The organism is Variovorax nivicola (assembly GCF_051216475.1).
Taxonomy (GTDB): Bacteria; Pseudomonadota; Gammaproteobacteria; order Burkholderiales; family Burkholderiaceae_C; genus Variovorax.
Genome location: NZ_JBPJZK010000006.1, coordinates 301967 through 316519 on the forward strand (window position 1 = coordinate 301967; position 14553 = coordinate 316519).

Annotated in this window: 15 protein-coding genes and 1 pseudogene; 6 read left to right on the plus strand and 10 right to left on the minus strand. The window is 64.5% G+C overall.

Going from position 1 to position 14553, the window contains the following annotated elements; genetic code table 11:
- Positions 1-169 precede the first annotated feature (169 nt).
- The 3 genes from lplT (at position 170) to ACSFBF_RS25090 (ending at position 2930) form a co-directional block, all read left to right on the plus strand.
- Positions 170-1474 carry a lysophospholipid transporter LplT gene (gene lplT / locus ACSFBF_RS25080; protein WP_435471746.1) on the plus strand — a complete coding sequence of 435 codons (1305 nt, stop codon included), beginning with the start codon at positions 170-172 and terminating at the stop codon, positions 1472-1474.
- Between the two features lie 65 nt (positions 1475-1539).
- Positions 1540-2430 carry a DMT family transporter gene (locus ACSFBF_RS25085; RefSeq protein ID WP_435471748.1) on the plus strand — a complete coding sequence of 297 codons (891 nt, stop codon included), beginning with the start codon at positions 1540-1542 and terminating at the stop codon, positions 2428-2430.
- A gap of 11 nt (positions 2431-2441) precedes the next feature.
- The gene (locus tag ACSFBF_RS25090) at positions 2442-2930 is read left to right on the plus strand and encodes a glutathione peroxidase (RefSeq protein ID WP_435471750.1); all 489 of its coding nucleotides are present in this window, start codon (positions 2442-2444) and stop codon (positions 2928-2930) included.
- A gap of 16 nt (positions 2931-2946) precedes the next feature.
- On the opposite strand, the gene ACSFBF_RS25095 is transcribed toward ACSFBF_RS25090, so the two are convergent.
- The 8 genes from ACSFBF_RS25095 to ACSFBF_RS25130 form a co-directional block, all read right to left on the minus strand.
- The gene (locus tag ACSFBF_RS25095; RefSeq protein ID WP_435471752.1) at positions 2947-3384 is read right to left on the minus strand and encodes a carboxypeptidase regulatory-like domain-containing protein; all 438 of its coding nucleotides are present in this window, start codon (positions 3382-3384) and stop codon (positions 2947-2949) included.
- Between the two features lie 89 nt (positions 3385-3473).
- Entirely contained in the window at positions 3474-4709 is a 1236-nt protein-coding gene (gene glcF / locus ACSFBF_RS25100) for a glycolate oxidase subunit GlcF (protein WP_435471754.1), read from the minus strand.
- Positions 4710-4729: 20 nt separating this feature from the next.
- Positions 4730-5833, minus strand: coding sequence for a glycolate oxidase subunit GlcE (gene glcE, locus ACSFBF_RS25105; protein WP_435471756.1), 1104 nt, complete (start codon positions 5831-5833; stop codon positions 4730-4732).
- A gap of 5 nt (positions 5834-5838) precedes the next feature.
- Positions 5839-7341 carry an FAD-linked oxidase C-terminal domain-containing protein gene (locus tag ACSFBF_RS25110; protein WP_435471758.1) on the minus strand — a complete coding sequence of 501 codons (1503 nt, stop codon included), beginning with the start codon at positions 7339-7341 and terminating at the stop codon, positions 5839-5841.
- 203 nt (positions 7342-7544) lie between these two features.
- Positions 7545-8477, minus strand: coding sequence for an SMP-30/gluconolactonase/LRE family protein (locus ACSFBF_RS25115; RefSeq protein ID WP_435471760.1), 933 nt, complete (start codon positions 8475-8477; stop codon positions 7545-7547).
- Positions 8478-8671: 194 nt separating this feature from the next.
- The gene (locus ACSFBF_RS25120; protein ID WP_435471762.1) at positions 8672-10099 is read right to left on the minus strand and encodes an ammonium transporter; all 1428 of its coding nucleotides are present in this window, start codon (positions 10097-10099) and stop codon (positions 8672-8674) included.
- 29 nt (positions 10100-10128) lie between these two features.
- Positions 10129-10467, minus strand: coding sequence for a P-II family nitrogen regulator (gene glnK / locus ACSFBF_RS25125; RefSeq protein ID WP_007833403.1), 339 nt, complete (start codon positions 10465-10467; stop codon positions 10129-10131).
- A gap of 67 nt (positions 10468-10534) precedes the next feature.
- Positions 10535-11413: a TorF family putative porin gene (locus ACSFBF_RS25130; RefSeq protein ID WP_435471764.1), complete on the minus strand. Its 879-nt coding sequence runs from the start codon at positions 11411-11413 to the stop codon at positions 10535-10537.
- 216 nt (positions 11414-11629) lie between these two features.
- Between ACSFBF_RS25130 and ACSFBF_RS25135 the strand changes: the two are divergent.
- Positions 11630-11827: pseudogene (locus tag ACSFBF_RS25135) on the plus strand (magnesium chelatase domain-containing protein); the annotation flags it as partial.
- A 270-nt stretch (positions 11828-12097) separates the two neighbouring features.
- On the opposite strand, the gene ACSFBF_RS25140 reads toward ACSFBF_RS25135, so the two are convergent.
- Both ACSFBF_RS25140 and ACSFBF_RS25145 read right to left on the minus strand, forming a co-directional pair.
- The gene (locus tag ACSFBF_RS25140; RefSeq protein WP_435471766.1) at positions 12098-12319 is read right to left on the minus strand and encodes an antitoxin VbhA family protein; all 222 of its coding nucleotides are present in this window, start codon (positions 12317-12319) and stop codon (positions 12098-12100) included.
- A 42-nt stretch (positions 12320-12361) separates the two neighbouring features.
- Complete coding sequence (locus ACSFBF_RS25145; protein WP_435471768.1) at positions 12362-12823, minus strand: hypothetical protein; 462 nt, start codon at positions 12821-12823, stop codon at positions 12362-12364.
- Positions 12824-12945: 122 nt separating this feature from the next.
- On the opposite strand from ACSFBF_RS25145, the gene ACSFBF_RS25150 reads away from it, so the two are divergent.
- Together ACSFBF_RS25150 and ACSFBF_RS25155 are read left to right on the plus strand one after the other, a co-directional pair.
- Positions 12946-13137 carry a helix-turn-helix domain-containing protein gene (locus ACSFBF_RS25150; protein ID WP_435471846.1) on the plus strand — a complete coding sequence of 64 codons (192 nt, stop codon included), beginning with the start codon at positions 12946-12948 and terminating at the stop codon, positions 13135-13137.
- 579 nt (positions 13138-13716) lie between these two features.
- Positions 13717-14286 carry a DUF2441 domain-containing protein gene (locus ACSFBF_RS25155; protein WP_435471770.1) on the plus strand — a complete coding sequence of 190 codons (570 nt, stop codon included), beginning with the start codon at positions 13717-13719 and terminating at the stop codon, positions 14284-14286.
- The last annotated feature ends 267 nt before the right edge of the window (positions 14287-14553 follow it).

Below are 14553 nucleotides of genomic sequence, written 5' to 3' on the forward strand. Positions count from 1 at the left end.
AGAGACTCGGGGACAATGCAGACCACGTTTTAGCATCTTCGGGAATGAGGTCGAACACCGTGGGGACGCCGGATTCCGTGTCGCACCCCCGTGCTATAACCGCCCATTCGCCCGCAACGCGACACTTTTTCACTACCGCCAGCAGACCCTCTGGCCAGCCAGCCCATCGATGAAGCGCGGTTTCTACACGATCATGTCGGCCCAGTTCTTTTCGTCGCTGGCCGACCAAGCGCTTTTCGTTGTTGCCGTCGATCTCATGCGAAGTTCGGGCGCGCCTGAATGGCAGCGCGCGGCACTGGTGCCTATCTTCGCGGTCTTCTACGTGGTGCTGGCGCCGCTGGTGGGCGCCTTTGCCGACGCCCTGCCCAAGGGCAAGGTGATGTTCATCAGCAATGCCATCAAGGTGGTGGGCTGCCTGATGATGCTGTTCGGCTCGCACCCGCTGCTGTCCTATTCGATCGTGGGGCTGGGCGCTGCGGCGTATTCGCCGGCCAAGTACGGCATCCTGACCGAACTGCTGCCGGCATCGCAGTTGGTCAAGGCCAACGGCTGGATCGAAGGGCTGACCATCGCATCGATCCTGCTGGGCATCGTGCTCGGCGGCACGCTGGTGGGGCATTCCATCTCCAGCAAGCTGCTGGCCTTCGATCTCCCGTTCATCGACACCGGCATCGACACGCCGGCCGAGGCCGCAATCGCGGTACTGATCTTCGTCTACATACTGGCGGCCTGGTTCAACACGCGCATTCCGCACACCGGCGTCGAGATGCGCCCGCTGCGCTCCAACCCCGAGCACGGCATGGCACGCAACATCGCCGCGCTGCTGCCCGACTTCTGGCATTGCAACGCCCGCCTGTGGCGCGACCGCCTCGGCCAGATTTCGCTGGCCACCACCACGCTGTTCTGGGGCGCGGGCGGCAACCTCAAGTACATCGTGCTGGCCTGGGCCTCGCTGGCGCTGGGCTACAACACCACGCAGGCCTCGGCGCTGACGGGCGTGGTGACCATCGGCACGGCCGTGGGCGCCATCGTGGCCTCGATGCGCATGCGGCTGGACATGGCCACGCGCGTGATCCCCATGGGCATCGCGATGGGGCTGATGGTGATCTGCATGAACTTCATCAGCAACGTGTGGCTGGCGGTGCCGTTCCTGATTTTGCTGGGCGGCCTGGGCGGCTTCCTGGTGGTGCCGATGAATGCGCTGCTGCAGCACCGCGGCCACAACCTGATGGGCGCGGGCCGCTCCATCGCGGTGCAGAACTTCAACGAGCAGGCCTGCATTCTTCTGCTGGGCGGCTTCTACAGCGTGTGCACGGGGCTGGGCCTCTCGGCTTACGGCGCGATCAGCGCGTTCGGGCTGGTGGTGGCGGGCTGCATGTGGCTCATCAAGCGCTGGCACGAGAACAACCTCAAGAAATATCCGGAAGAAGTTGAGCACCTGCTGGCCATTGCCCGCAGCGACAAGCATCACTGACATCGCGCGCCCGCGTTGGTGAAACGGCCGGCGCGCCCGGCGCTCCCCCCTTCTCCAACGCCACCATGCCCGCGCTCGCCCTGATCTTCAACGCCTTCGTCTGGGGCGTTTCATGGTTCCCCTTCCGCCAGATCGCAAGCCACGGCATGCATCCGCTGTGGGCCACCTGCCTCATCTACCTGGCCATCGCGGTCGTGATGGGCCTCATGCGCCGGCACGCGTGGAAGGGCTTTGCGGCCTTTCCGATGCTGGCGGTGCTGGGCTTCGCGGCCGGCTTCACCAACGTGGGTTTCAACTGGGCCGTGACGCAGGGCGACGTGGTGCGCGTGGTGCTGCTGTTCTATCTGATGCCGCTGTGGAGCGTGCTGCTGGGCTGGCTGCTGCTGGGCGAGCGGCCGACCGGCGGCGCGCTCGCGCGCGTGGCGCTGGCGCTGACCGGCGTGGTGGTGGTACTGAAGGCGCCGGGCGCCGACTGGCCGGTGCCGTCGAGCCTGCCCGACTGGCTTGGGGTGGCGGCGGGCTTCGGCTTTGCTGTTACCAACATCGCGCTGCGCCATCTGCGGCAGGCCCCGGGCGAGTCGCGCGCGCTGGCAATGTTCTGCGGCTGCGCCTTCGTGGCCGGCGTCACGGCACTGGGTGGCACCGCGCTCGGCGCATTCGATTCGCCGCTGCACGCCTCGCCGGGCTGGCTTGGCTGGGCGGTGCCGCTGGGCATCGCGTTCGTCTTCGCCAATGTGTGCCTGCAGTACGGCGCAGCCCGGCTCGCGGCTGCCGCAACCTCGGTGATCATGCTGTCGGAGGTGCTGTTCGCGAGCGTGTCGTCGGTGGCGCTGGGCGCGGCCGAGATGAGCCCGCGCATCCTCGCCGGCGGCGCGCTGATCGTGCTGGGCGCCGTCTGGGCGGCGTTTGCACGAACGCCCGCGCGGCGCGATGATCGCGCCTCTTCTCCCATCTGAGGAACAACAGCATGACCAGCGTCTACGACTTCGAGGCCAACCAGATCGACGGCAAGCCGGTGAAGCTTTCCGCCTTCAAGGGCAAGGTGCTGCTGATCGTCAACACCGCCAGCAAATGCGGCTTCACGCCGCAGTTCGCGGGACTGGAGGCGCTGCACGAGAAGTACGCCGACCAGGGGCTCACGGTGCTGGGATTTCCGTCGAACCAGTTCGGCGCGCAAGACCCGGGCAGCAACGAGGAAATTGGCGCCTTCTGCACCAAGAACTACGGCGTGAGCTTTCCGATGATGGAAAAGATCGACGTGAACGGCAGCAGCGCCGCGCCGCTCTACCAGTGGCTCACCAAGGAAAAGCCGGGCCTCCTGGGCAGCACGGCCATCAAGTGGAATTTCACCAAGTTCCTGATCGGGCGCGACGGCACGGTGCTCAAGCGCTATGCGCCGCTAGATACGCCAGCCTCGCTCACACGCGACGTCGAGGCCGCGCTGGCGGCGGGCTGAAGAAGCCCCGGCCGCCTCAGAAGCGGAAGTCCGCCGTCTTCGAGCCCCCGCCCACCGTCACGGTCTGGCTCTTGGCTGCGCCGCCGGGCATGGCGGCATCGATCACGTAGCGCCCGTTCGGCAGGTCGATCAGGCAGACGGGGCCGCTGGCGCGGAATGCCAGTGCGGCAGCGTTGTTGGCGTCGCCGCCCTTGATCGTCACGTCGACATTGGCCAGATAAGCACCATCGGCACGCGCGAACAGCAATGCCAGCGGGTGGTCCTTCATGGCGGCGCGCATGGCTGTCGATTCGTCGGAGCCGATACCACCGCACACATAGCGCGCCGGGCCCGCGCCCTGCCAGGGCGGCATGGCGCCTTGGGCCTGCGCGGCCATCGCACCGGCCACGCAGGTGAAGGCCACCAGCACGCGCCGCAGCGTGGAAGGAATAAGGGATGCGACAACATGGGACATGACACTGGCTCCTTGCAGATTCGGTGCGGCCATGATGCGCCGCGAACCGGCTCCGCGCGAGTCGGACCAACCCCCTCCTGCTTGTGCGATCAGGCCTTGTCAGACAGCGCCGCGTCCAGCAGTTCGACCCAGTGCCGCACCGGCGTCTCGCCGCTGCCGCTTTGCAGATGCGTGATGCAGCCGATGTTGGCTGACGCGATGGTGGCGGGCTGCAGCTGCTTCAGGTGGCTCAGCTTGCGGTCGCGCAGCGGATAGGCCAGCTCGGGCTGCAGCACCGAGTAGGTGCCGGCCGAGCCGCAGCACAGGTGCGATTCGTTCATCGCCACGCGAATGTCGAAGCCGAGCGCACGCAGATGCGTCTCGACGCTGCCGCGCAGCTTCTGGCCGTGCTGCAACGTGCACGGCGGGTGGTAGGCCACCACGCCCGAAGGCGCCTTCACGCGGGCCTTCAGCGCGGGCACGAGATCGGGCAGCAGCTCGCTCAGGTCGCGCGTGAGTTCGCTGATGCGCGCGGCCTTCAGCGCGTAGGCCGCGTCGTGCTGCAGGATGTGGCCGTACTCGCGCACCGTGACGCCGCAGCCCGAGGCATTCATGACAATGGCTTCGACTTCGTTGCGCTCCACGAGGGGCCACCACGCGTCGATGTTGGCGCGCATCTGCACCTTGCCGCCGTCCTGGTCGTTGAGGTGGAACTTCACCGCGCCGCAGCAGCCGGCCTCGGGCGCAATCACAGTCTGGATGCCGGCCGCGTCGAGTACGCGCGCGGTGGCGCTGTTGATGTTGGGCATCATCGATGGCTGCACGCAGCCCGCGAGCATCAGCACCTTGCGCGCGTGCGTGGCGGTGGGCCATGCGCCAGCGTCCTGCTTCGCCGGCACCTTGGCTTTCAGCGCCTCGGGCAACAGGCCGCGCACCGATTGGCCCAGCTTCATCGCGGGGCCGAAGAGCGGCGACGACAGGCCCTCTTTCAGCAGCCAGCGTTGTGCCGATTCCATTGCGGGGCGCGGCACCTTCTCGTCGACGATCTTGCGGCCGATGTCGACGAGGTGGCCGTACTGCACGCCGCTCGGGCAGGTGCTTTCGCAGTTGCGGCAGGTCAGGCAGCGGTCGAGGTGCAGCTGCGTGCTGCGCGTGGGCGCCTTGCCTTCGAGCACCTGCTTGATGAGGTAGATGCGCCCGCGCGGACCGTCGAGCTCGTCGCCGAGCAGCTGGTAGGTCGGGCAGGTGGCGGTGCAGAAGCCGCAGTGCACGCACTTGCGCAGGATGGCTTCGGCTTCTCGGCCTTCGTCGGTGCCGCGGAATTCGGGGGCGAGCTCGGTTTGCATGTCTGTCGGTTCTTGTTGTTTTACGTGGGCGCGAGCAGGCGGCCGCGGTTGAAGATGCCGTGGGGGTCGAACTCGCGCATCAGCGCGCGATGGATGCGTTCGACGGGAGCGCTCATGGCGTCGAAGCGAGGGACACTGCTGCGTGTGTCCGCACCGGGCAGACGGAACAGTGTGGCGTGGCCACCCGCCGTGCGTGCGATCTCGCGGATGCGCGCGGCCTGTTCGGGCGCAGCCTTGTACCAGCGCTGGCCGCCGTGCCATTCGATCAGCGGCGCGACGCCGTCGAGGGAGAGCACGGGCGCAGTCTGCGGCACCGACAGGCGCCACAACGCATCCGTGCCTTCGTTCGTGGCGAACCACGGCAGTTGCTGGTCGCGCAGCGATTGCCAGTCTGCGGCGGCGCGCGCGTTGTCCTTGCGCTCGCCGCCGAGGTGCGTGCATGCCGCTTCCACCGCCGCGACCGCACCGCGCAGACGCAGGTACAGCGTGCCCTGCCCTTCGTATTCGAACCAGCAGCTCGCGTTGAGCGGCAACGGCCGACCGCCCCACTCGTTGAGCAGCCGCAGCGCATCGGTCTGGTTGCAAGCGAATTCGAGCGTGGCCTCGGCGGGCGCCACGGGCAGCACCTTGAGACTCACCTCGGCGATCACGCCCAGCGTGCCGAGCGATCCGGCCAGCACGCGCGAGACGTCGTAGCCAGCGACGTTCTTCATCACCTGGCCGCCGAAGGTCAGCACCTCGCCGCGGCCGTTGACGATCGTGGCACCGAGCACGTAGTCGCGCACCGCGCCGACGCTCGCGCGCGCCGGGCCACTGAGGCCTGCGGCGACCATGCCGCCCACCGTTCCGTTGTTGCCGAAGCACGGCGGCTCGAACGGCAGGCACTGGCCCTTTTCTGCCAGCGCCGCTTCGAGTTCGGCGAGCGGCGTGCCGGCGCGCACGGTAACGACCAGCTCGCTGGGCTCGTAGCTCGTGATGCCGGCGAGCGCGCGTGTGTCGAGCAGCTCGCCTTGCAGCGGCTCGCCGTAGAAATCCTTGGTGCCGCCGCCGCGAATGCACAGCGGCGTGGTGTCATCAGCAGCGGTGCGGATGCGCTCGACGATCTGGTGGAGTGCAGTGTCCATCGTCATCAAAACCTTGGCAGGTCGGGATGGGACAGCTTGCCCCCGCGCACCACCTGCTTGCCGTATTCAGCGCAGCGCTGCAGCGTGGGAATCACCTTGCCGGGGTTCAGCATTCCTTCGGGATCGAAGGCGCGCTTGACGCCGAACATCTGCTCGTTCTCCGCGGCGGTGAACTGCACGCACATGCTGTTGAGCTTTTCCACGCCCACGCCATGCTCGCCCGACACGGTACCGCCCATCGCGACGCTGGTCTCCAGGATGTCGGCGCCGAACAGCTCGCAGCGGTGCAGCTCGTCAGGGTCGTTGGCGTCGAACAGCACCAGCGGATGCAGGTTGCCGTCGCCCGCGTGGAACACGTTGCAGCAGCGCAGGTTGTACTTTTTCTCCATCTCCTGGATGGCCAGAAGGATGTCGGCCAGGCGCTTGCGCGGAATGGTCGAGTCGAGGCACATGTAGTCGGGGCTGATGCGGCCCGAGGCGGGGAAGGCGTTCTTGCGCCCGCTCCAGAACTTCATGCGCTCTTCCTCGCTGCTGCTCACCGCGATGGCGGTGGCGCCGCAGCCGCGCAGCACGGCGGTCATGCGGCCGATTTCTTCTTCCACCTCTTCGGGCGTGCCGTCGGATTCGCACAGCAGGATGGCGGCGGCGTCGAGGTCGTAGCCCGCGCGTACGAAGTCTTCGACCGCAGCGGTCATGGGCTTGTCCATCATCTCCAGCCCCGCGGGGATGATGCCGGCCGCGATCACCGCGGCCACTGCGTCGCCCGCTTTGCGCACGTCGTCGAAGCTGGCCATGATGCAGCGCGCCAGCTGCGGCTTGGGCACGAGCTTGACGGTGACTTCGGTGGTCACGGCCAGCATGCCTTCGCTGCCGATGACGAGCGCGAGCAAGTCGAGCCCCGGCGCGTCGAGCGCCTCGCCGCCGAACTCGATGGGCTCGCCTTCGGCAGTGAAGCCGCGCACGCGCAGCACGTTGTGCAGCGTCAGCCCGTACTTCAGGCAGTGCACGCCGCCCGAGTTCTCGGCCACGTTGCCGCCGATGGTGCAGGCGATCTGGCTCGACGGATCGGGCGCGTAGTAGAGGTTGAAGGGCGCGGCCGCTTCGCTGATGGCGAGGTTGCGCACGCCACACTGAACCACGGCCGTGCGGCTCACCGGATCGATCTTCAGGATGCGGTTGAACTTGGCGAGCGACATCGTCACGCCCATGGTGTGCGGCATGGCGCCGCCCGAGAGCCCGGTGCCCGCGCCGCGCGCCACCACGGGCACGCCGAGCTGGTGGCAGGTCTTGAGCACGGCGGCCACTTGTGCCTCGGTTTCGGGCAGGGCCACCACGAGCGGGCGGGCGCGGTAGGCGGTGAGGCCGTCGCACTCGTAGGGGGTGGTGTCTTCTGCGTGCCAGATCAGGGCGTGGGCTGGCAGATGGGCCTGCAGTGCGCGCACTACCTGCGACTGGCGTTCTGTTTTCTGTAGCGAATCGTTTTGTGTGGGGGTGAGCGGCGCGTTCATGCGGCGACCTCTTTTCTTCTGCTCGCGGGATGTCTCTGGTGTTTACCGTACTCTAGCTATTCAGGGTGCGTGCGAATGACACCGGGTACTCCCCTCCGCGAATGTCCCCCGGCCTTCGACCTCCTCCTTTATTTCGCTGCGGGGAGTACCCGGTGCCATTCGCACATGGGCGCAGTCGTTGTGCTGGCCGATCAACGACTCACCTAGTCCTCGAAGAAGCTGACCGGCAACCCGGGCGTATCGACGCGCATCGAGATCACCGTGCCCGAGGCGGGGAGGCGCTCGATCTCGGCGGCAGGCCGGCCCTTGCGGCCGCTGGTGACGAAGAGTGTCTTCAGATCATCACCGCCGAAACAGGGCATGGTCGGGCATTGAACAGGCACGGGAACGGAAGCCACGATCTTGCCTGAAGGTGCAAAGCGCAGCAGTTGCGCGCCTTCGAACATCGCAACCCAGTAGTGGCCCTGCGCGTCGATGGTCGCGCCGTCGGGGCGGCCTTGGTAGCCCAGCGGCGCATCGGGCGTCCAGCCCTCGGGCTTGGCGTCGAACTGGTGGAACACGCGGGCGTGCGAGAGCGAGTTGCCTTCGGCGTCCCAGTCCCACGCGCACACCACGTGCGCAGCGGTGTCGGCCCAGTAGAGGGTGCGGGCATCGGGCGAGAAAGCCAGGCCGTTGGCGGTGGTGGACTCGTTGGCCATCTGCGTCAGCGTGGGCGAGATGTCGGTGTCGGGGCGTGCATCGAAGCAATAGAGCGCGGCGTTGGCGCGGTCCTTGGCTTCGTTGAGCGAACCGCCCCAGAAGCGGCCGAGCGCGTCGCACTTGCCGTCGTTGAAGCGCATGGTGCGCACGTCGTGCTCCACGCGCGCCATTGCGACCAGTTCGCCGCCCCACTCGCGCGCACGGTAGATGCCGTCGCGCAGCGCGATCACGAAGCCGCCGCTGCGCGCGGGCGCCATGCAGCCGGGCTCGGTGGACAGCGGCCATCGCTCGACCTTCGCGTTTGGAGAGCCGATGTCGCCGCGGGTACGCAGCACGGCGCGGCCGGGAATGTCGAGCCAGTAGAGAGCGCGTTCCTGGGGGTGCCAGAACGGCGACTCGCCGAGTTCGCAGAGGCTGTCTTCGAGGGAGGTCCACATGGTGTCGCGATTGTGCCCCCGGCCATCGCGGCAAAGGGCAAAAAAAAGCCCGCTGGCGCCAGAGCGCTTGCGGGCTGAACATCCAAAGGAGACCTCGCTTGAAAAACTCGTTACGAAGAATTGTTCTTGTAAAAGGTGGTGGTGGTGGTCGTTTCAGTGGCGGGGCTGCCCGAAGGCAACCCGGCCAGAGCAGATCAGCGGTTGTAAGCCGTTTCGCCGTGCGACGAGATGTCGAGGCCTTCGCGCTCTTCTTCTTCCGACACACGCAGGCCGAGGGTCAGGTCGGCGATCTTGTAGGCGATGAAGGCAACCACGCCGGACCACACGACGGTGAGCGCCACGCTCTTGACCTGGATCCAGACCTGTGCGCCCATCGCGAAGGTGTCGGGCGTTGCGCCGCCGGTGCCGCCGAGGCCCTTGGCCGCGAACACGCCGGTCAGGATGGCACCCAGGATACCGCCCACGCCGTGCACGCCGAACACGTCGAACGCGTCGTCGGCACCGAGCATGCGCTTCAGGCCGCCCACGCCCCACAGGCAGATCAGGCCGGCCAGCAGGCCCAGCACGATCGAACCCATCGGGCCGATGAAACCGGCGGCAGGCGTGACGGCCACGAGGCCGGCAACGGCACCGGACGCAGCGCCCAGCATCGAGGCCTTGCCCTTGTGCAGGCTTTCACCCAGGATCCACGACAGTGCCGCGGCAGCGGTGGCGAGCACCGTGTTGATGAAGGCCAGGCCAGCAACGGCGTTGGCAGCACCAGCCGAGCCGGCGTTGAAGCCGAACCAGCCGACCCACAGCAGCGAAGCGCCGACCATGGTGAGCGTGAGCGAGTGAGGCGTGAACGCTTCCTTGCCGTAGCCGACGCGCTTGCCGACCATGTAGGCACCAACCAGGCCGGCCACACCGGCGTTGATGTGCACCACAGTGCCGCCTGCGAAGTCGAGTGCGCCGTCCTTGCCCAGCAGGCCGCCGCCCCACACGATGTGGGCGATCGGCACGTAGCTGAAGGTGAACCACAGCACCGAGAACAGCAGCACGGCCGAGAACTTGGCACGCTCTGCGAACGCGCCGACGATCAGCGCCACGGTGATGGCCGCGAAGGTGCCCTGGAAGGCGACGAACACGTATTCGGGAATCGTGGTCAGCGCACCGAAGGTCTCCTGCGTGATGCCCTTCATGAAGATCTTGTCGAATCCTCCGAAGAAGTTGCCGTCACCAGAGAAGGCCAGGCTGTAGCCGTAGATGGCCCACAGGATGCTGATCAGCGAGAAGATCACGAAGACCTGCATCAGCACCGACAGCATGTTCTTCGAGCGGCCCAGGCCGCCATAGAACAGCGCGAGGCCGGGAATGGTCATCAGGATCACGAGAAGCGTCGAAGTCAGCATCCAGGCGGTGTCGCCGGAGTCGATCTTCGGGGCGGGTGCGGCGGCAGGCGCCGCGGGAGCTGCGTCGGCGGCGGCAGCCGGGGCGGCTGCAGCAGCGGGCGCGGCCGCGGGGGCCGATGCCGACGCGGCCGGTGCTTCGGCCGTGGCCGCAGCGGGGGTTTGCGCGAAGCCGGCAGTACCGGCAGCCAACACGCTCAAGCCGAGCGCAAGAGAGACAAGCAGTTTTTTCATAATCGTTGTTCTTTCGGGCCTGGACTCGATCAGAGGGCTTCGCGGCCCGTTTCGCCGGTGCGGATGCGCACGACTTGTTCGAGGTTGTAGACAAAGATCTTGCCGTCGCCGATCTTGCCGGTGCGTGCCGCGCCTTCGACGGCCTCGATCACGCGATCGACCAGGTCGTCGGAGACGGCCGCTTCGATCTTGACCTTGGGCAGGAAGTCGACCACGTACTCCGCGCCGCGGTAGAGCTCGGTGTGGCCCTTCTGGCGACCGAAGCCCTTGACCTCCGTGACGGTAATCCCCTGCACGCCGATGGCCGACAGTGCTTCGCGCACCTCATCGAGCTTGAACGGTTTGATGATGGCTGTGACCAGCTTCATGAGTTTTCTCCTTCGGATGGAAATGGAATGGTGCGGCAGCTTGGGCCGCACCTCGTTGTTGTATGGATCAGAGCGTCTTCGTCAGCGTAAGGATGAAGCGCGCCTTGTTCGGCGAGTAGGTCGTCTGGCCGAAGGTGCCGAAGCCCAGGTCGACGCCCGGGTTGGCCACCGCGAGGTACGAGCTCTTCTTGTTGGCGCCCTGCACCGAGCCGGTCAGCGACAGGCCGTTGCCGAAGTCGTAGCTCGCACCGACGTTGTAGTCGACATAGCTCTTGTAGCCCAGGCTGCGGATGTCGCTGGACATGTTCGTGTAGCCCACGGCCGCCTTCAGCGTGACCTTGGGCACGATTTCCTTGCTGTACGACAGGTTCAGGTAGCCGGTGTTGGTGCCCTTCAGGCCCGAGCCGGCCTTGTTGCCCGCGTAGCCGAAGTAGTCCTTGGACACGGTGTGCGAGTACTTGGCGGTAAACGAACCGAGGGTTTCGTTGGCGTAGGTGCCCGCAACGTACAGCTCGGTGGTGTTGCCCGCGGAGTTGCCCGGGTAGATGTAGGTGAGTGCGCCGACGTCCATGTCCAGCGGGCCGGCCTTGAACTTGTAGCCGCCGTAGATGTCGCTCTCGATGCTGTTGCCCTTGAGCCAGTTGACGCTGGAGTTCCAGTTACCAACGTAGAAGCCGCTGTCGCCGAAGGCGTAGTCCAGGCCGCCCTGGATGGCGGGCTTGAAGCCCTTGGTCTTGGCGTAGTCGTTCTTGCCGATCATGTCCTGATCCTGGCCACGGAACTTGTAGTTCGTGGTGAGGGACACGTTGCCCGTGAGATTCGGGGCGGGAGCGGCTGCCGGTGCTGCTGCGGCATCCGTCGTTGCTGTCTGCGCCAAGGCTGCGCCCGAAGCGGTCAATGCAGCGGCCAGAACGATCAGCGCCTGGGCGGCGGTACGGTGCGTCATCAGGGAACTCCTCGCAAGTGTGTTGTTGGACCTGTGGGGCTCAAAGCAGGGAGCGTGCCAAACTGCACGAATACCGGTCATAACCACCCTCGCCCCTGCCTTGGTTGAGAGCCAAATCGTTACAACGTCTGTTGCGAGTGGTTGCAGTTGTCTGGTGCGCCGCACCACCGCGGGTATGTCAAAGATGGGCGCACCATCTTGGGGAGAGGGAGAAGAATGGGATTGTCTTTGGTGCAGAGCCGCGCCTTGCTGGGCCTGGAAGCGGCCAGTGTCACTGTCGAGGTGCATCTGGCGAACGGTTTGCCCAGCTTCACGCTGGTCGGGCTGGTGGAAACCGAGGTCAAGGAGGCGCGCGAACGGGTTCGCTCGGCGCTCCAGAACGCGGGGCTGGAGTTTCCAAATAACAAGCGCATCAGATGTAGTCAAGAGACTTTCAATCAAAGTGAGTCAGATAGCCGTAGCTGCCAGGCTCATCTCATTGCGCTTTTGACGTGTGGGCCATGCAGCACGGAGGCGCCGAATTTCTCTGTGCGAGCCGCCCAGTTGAATCGGTCTGACTGATTTTTTTATTTCTTCAGGCCCCTGCCAGGCCGCCGGAGGCCCCCCCGGTTGAGCGATGTACTCATGTTCAACCTTGTGCACACACAAAACTCCAAAGAAGCTCTCGGAGTTCGCTCATCACAATCAACTGCCGTCAGGCACCGAAGTAGGTCCTCCGGCTTGAGTTGCATCCGGCGAATCCATGACGCGCGACAAGCTCGCTTGAATGGCCTCGATATAGGTCATGCGCCCGTCGATCACACTCTCGCAATCCGAAAGAAATTCTGCGGTCGGCCTATGGCCCTCAATGCGAGTGTTCGCGAGAGCCTGGGTTATCGCGAATCGACGCTCTGCCTTCGTGCTCATATTCGTTTCCCCTGGTTTCGACAGACTCGCACCTTTTTAGGGCTAGAGCACTGCACGATCATTCCCAAAGTCTTTCCAGCGTAGCGTCTTGCTAACGTTGCTCAGGGAGATCTTTTCATCTTGGGGATCAATGAACGGGCCACGATCGGTTTCAAACAGCCAGCTGATTTGTCCCTGCTTGTCGACTGCGCAGCACTCCCACAGCGCATCACATCGAGCCAGTGTGGGCATACCGTCAATGGTCATATAGCCCGGTAGAAGGACGTGCACTCGGGACTGTGCCCATTGCCCGCTCAGCACGATTCCGCATGCGTCGGCCGCGCGGGTGGCCAGGTAGCAGTTCCAGCGACCTCGCTCCACGATAGAAGAGGTGGACGGACGCACCTTGACGAGCCAAAGCGGAACCTCAAAGACCTGCTCGACAAGATGGAAATGCTGAACTCCGGGCGCTATGGCGCTGAGCGCGGAGTTGACGAGCTCGAACTGCTCTTGAACGCGAAACATAGGGCCTCTCGCTTTTTGTGGAAGATCGTCCGTGGTTTAATCGTACGCATGGCAGGACCATTTTGTCCATGCCTGTCCCCTCGCCCAAACACGCGCTGGATCCTGCGCTCGTGGCGCTTGGGATGGCTATCCGTTCGACACGTAAAGCACGGGGCATCTCCCAGGAAGAGCTCGCGCATCGCAGCCACGTTGAGCGCTCCTACATGAGCAGCATCGAGCGAGGGCTGCAAAATCCTGGTGTGATGACGATAGTTCAAATTGCAGCAGGAATCGGGATATCTGTTGCCGAATTGACCGCTGAGGCCAGGCTCTAGTTCTTACTCAGCGCACAGACACGAGACTGCTGCATTGGGCGCTGCCAGCCAAACGTAGCTCATCGGGGCCAGACGCCATGTGCCCCAGAAAGATTTCGTCAATAGCAGCCCATTGCATACGCACGGGGGCTCGACTAGATGCAACGAACGGCCTCAAATGACCCCTTCTGACTCTGATCCGAAATCGCCCCCCTCCCGAGCCGGCCGAAAAGGCAACCCTAGCGTTCCGAACTTGTCGGCCATGCTCGCGCAATTTGAGCCAAAGCTGCATGGCGGGGAGGCCATGCCTTGGAGCCCAATCGGCGTCGAATTCGGCGCCCCATCACAGCGGTCTTCGTTGGCCCAGAGCACTGCTGGCTAGCGTCAAGCTGACCACGTGTGGCGCTCAAGGCGCGAGTTGACGTATGGATTCACAATCGACAGAGGCTCTATATCCAGCTGATTTGACTTCGCGCCCGCAAGAAACGGACAGCTTTGGCGTGCGAATTTACGATCCGGGGTTTGCAGGGCAGCCGGCGCAGCAGCTTTCGGACCGGTACTGGTCGATGGCCTCTATCGGCTCTCAGCCAGAATCGGGCGATGGAATACTTTCACGTCGATCACGGCAATCACTCGCTTCTCAAAGTGGGGACCACGATTCGAACGAGCGATATGGTCCGCAATCCATACTATGAGAGCATTCGAAATCAACTCAATGACGTGCAGCCTGTCTTTGGCAAGCCGCGAAAACTCCTTGAGTTTCTTCACTCTGTAGACGCTTCCAAGTTCACAAGGGAACAGTTGGCAGCGGCGTATAGCCACAACATGAATAGCTACATCCGTGTTGTTCGCGAATTGGAGTTCGAAAACGTGAGGCGCGAAAGCTACGCGTTGCGCCCATCTCGGCACCGATGCATATGGCTCGCCCAAAGCAGTTCGGACGCCAAATCTTGGCAAAAGCAGATAGGCAAGGCTGGACCTTTTCGAATTCTCCGGGTTTTAGCTGAGGGGAATATGTTTCTCGCGAATGAAGGGCATCTTCGGACTGACTCGTGCGCAATGAACGAACTTGAGAGCGCTGCCCATCGATACTGGAGCGGGGAGCCCTCTTCTGGACAGTGTGAAATTCTGTTGGAAGGTGCTATGACGGTGCTCGATGAAGAGCGATAGATGGCTACTGCGAGTACCCTCAGAGTGAAAGAGTGAATGTTGTCCTGATGGTTGCGGAAAACCTGGGACAGCCCAGTCCAGGATTGGATGCCTTTGCATCGATGTCTGATAGCGGTAAGCGGCCAGCCTCCCTCTTGAGAGCTGAAGCCAAGCCGGAGACCATGCCGCCGATGCCTAGCGGACGCAGACCAAGGTGGCGGCGAAGGCGAAGCGCTCTCAAAGCGCGCAGCCGTCCTCAACTGCAAGCCGTCGACGGAGCGCTGCGGC

What these genes read in the sequence shown, in the direction of transcription:
- lplT (WP_435471746.1), top strand. Translation starts at nt 170, where the DNA reads ATGAAGCGCGGTTTCTACACGATCATGTCGGCCCAGTTCTTTTCGTCG.
- ACSFBF_RS25085 (WP_435471748.1), top strand. Translation starts at nt 1,540, where the DNA reads ATGCCCGCGCTCGCCCTGATCTTCAACGCCTTCGTCTGGGGCGTTTCA.
- ACSFBF_RS25145 (WP_435471768.1), bottom strand. Translation starts at nt 12,823, where the DNA reads ATGTTTCGCGTTCAAGAGCAGTTCGAGCTCGTCAACTCCGCGCTCAGC.
- ACSFBF_RS25095 (WP_435471752.1), bottom strand. Translation starts at nt 3,384, where the DNA reads ATGTCCCATGTTGTCGCATCCCTTATTCCTTCCACGCTGCGGCGCGTG.
- glcE (WP_435471756.1), bottom strand. Translation starts at nt 5,833, where the DNA reads ATGGACACTGCACTCCACCAGATCGTCGAGCGCATCCGCACCGCTGCT.
- glcF (WP_435471754.1), bottom strand. Translation starts at nt 4,709, where the DNA reads ATGCAAACCGAGCTCGCCCCCGAATTCCGCGGCACCGACGAAGGCCGA.
- ACSFBF_RS25140 (WP_435471766.1), bottom strand. Translation starts at nt 12,319, where the DNA reads ATGAGCACGAAGGCAGAGCGTCGATTCGCGATAACCCAGGCTCTCGCG.
- ACSFBF_RS25120 (WP_435471762.1), bottom strand. Translation starts at nt 10,099, where the DNA reads ATGAAAAAACTGCTTGTCTCTCTTGCGCTCGGCTTGAGCGTGTTGGCT.
- ACSFBF_RS25130 (WP_435471764.1), bottom strand. Translation starts at nt 11,413, where the DNA reads ATGACGCACCGTACCGCCGCCCAGGCGCTGATCGTTCTGGCCGCTGCA.
- glnK (WP_007833403.1), bottom strand. Translation starts at nt 10,467, where the DNA reads ATGAAGCTGGTCACAGCCATCATCAAACCGTTCAAGCTCGATGAGGTG.
- ACSFBF_RS25110 (WP_435471758.1), bottom strand. Translation starts at nt 7,341, where the DNA reads ATGAACGCGCCGCTCACCCCCACACAAAACGATTCGCTACAGAAAACA.
- ACSFBF_RS25150 (WP_435471846.1), top strand. Translation starts at nt 12,946, where the DNA reads ATGGCTATCCGTTCGACACGTAAAGCACGGGGCATCTCCCAGGAAGAG.
- ACSFBF_RS25090 (WP_435471750.1), top strand. Translation starts at nt 2,442, where the DNA reads ATGACCAGCGTCTACGACTTCGAGGCCAACCAGATCGACGGCAAGCCG.
- ACSFBF_RS25115 (WP_435471760.1), bottom strand. Translation starts at nt 8,477, where the DNA reads ATGTGGACCTCCCTCGAAGACAGCCTCTGCGAACTCGGCGAGTCGCCG.
- ACSFBF_RS25155 (WP_435471770.1), top strand. Translation starts at nt 13,717, where the DNA reads ATGGAATACTTTCACGTCGATCACGGCAATCACTCGCTTCTCAAAGTG.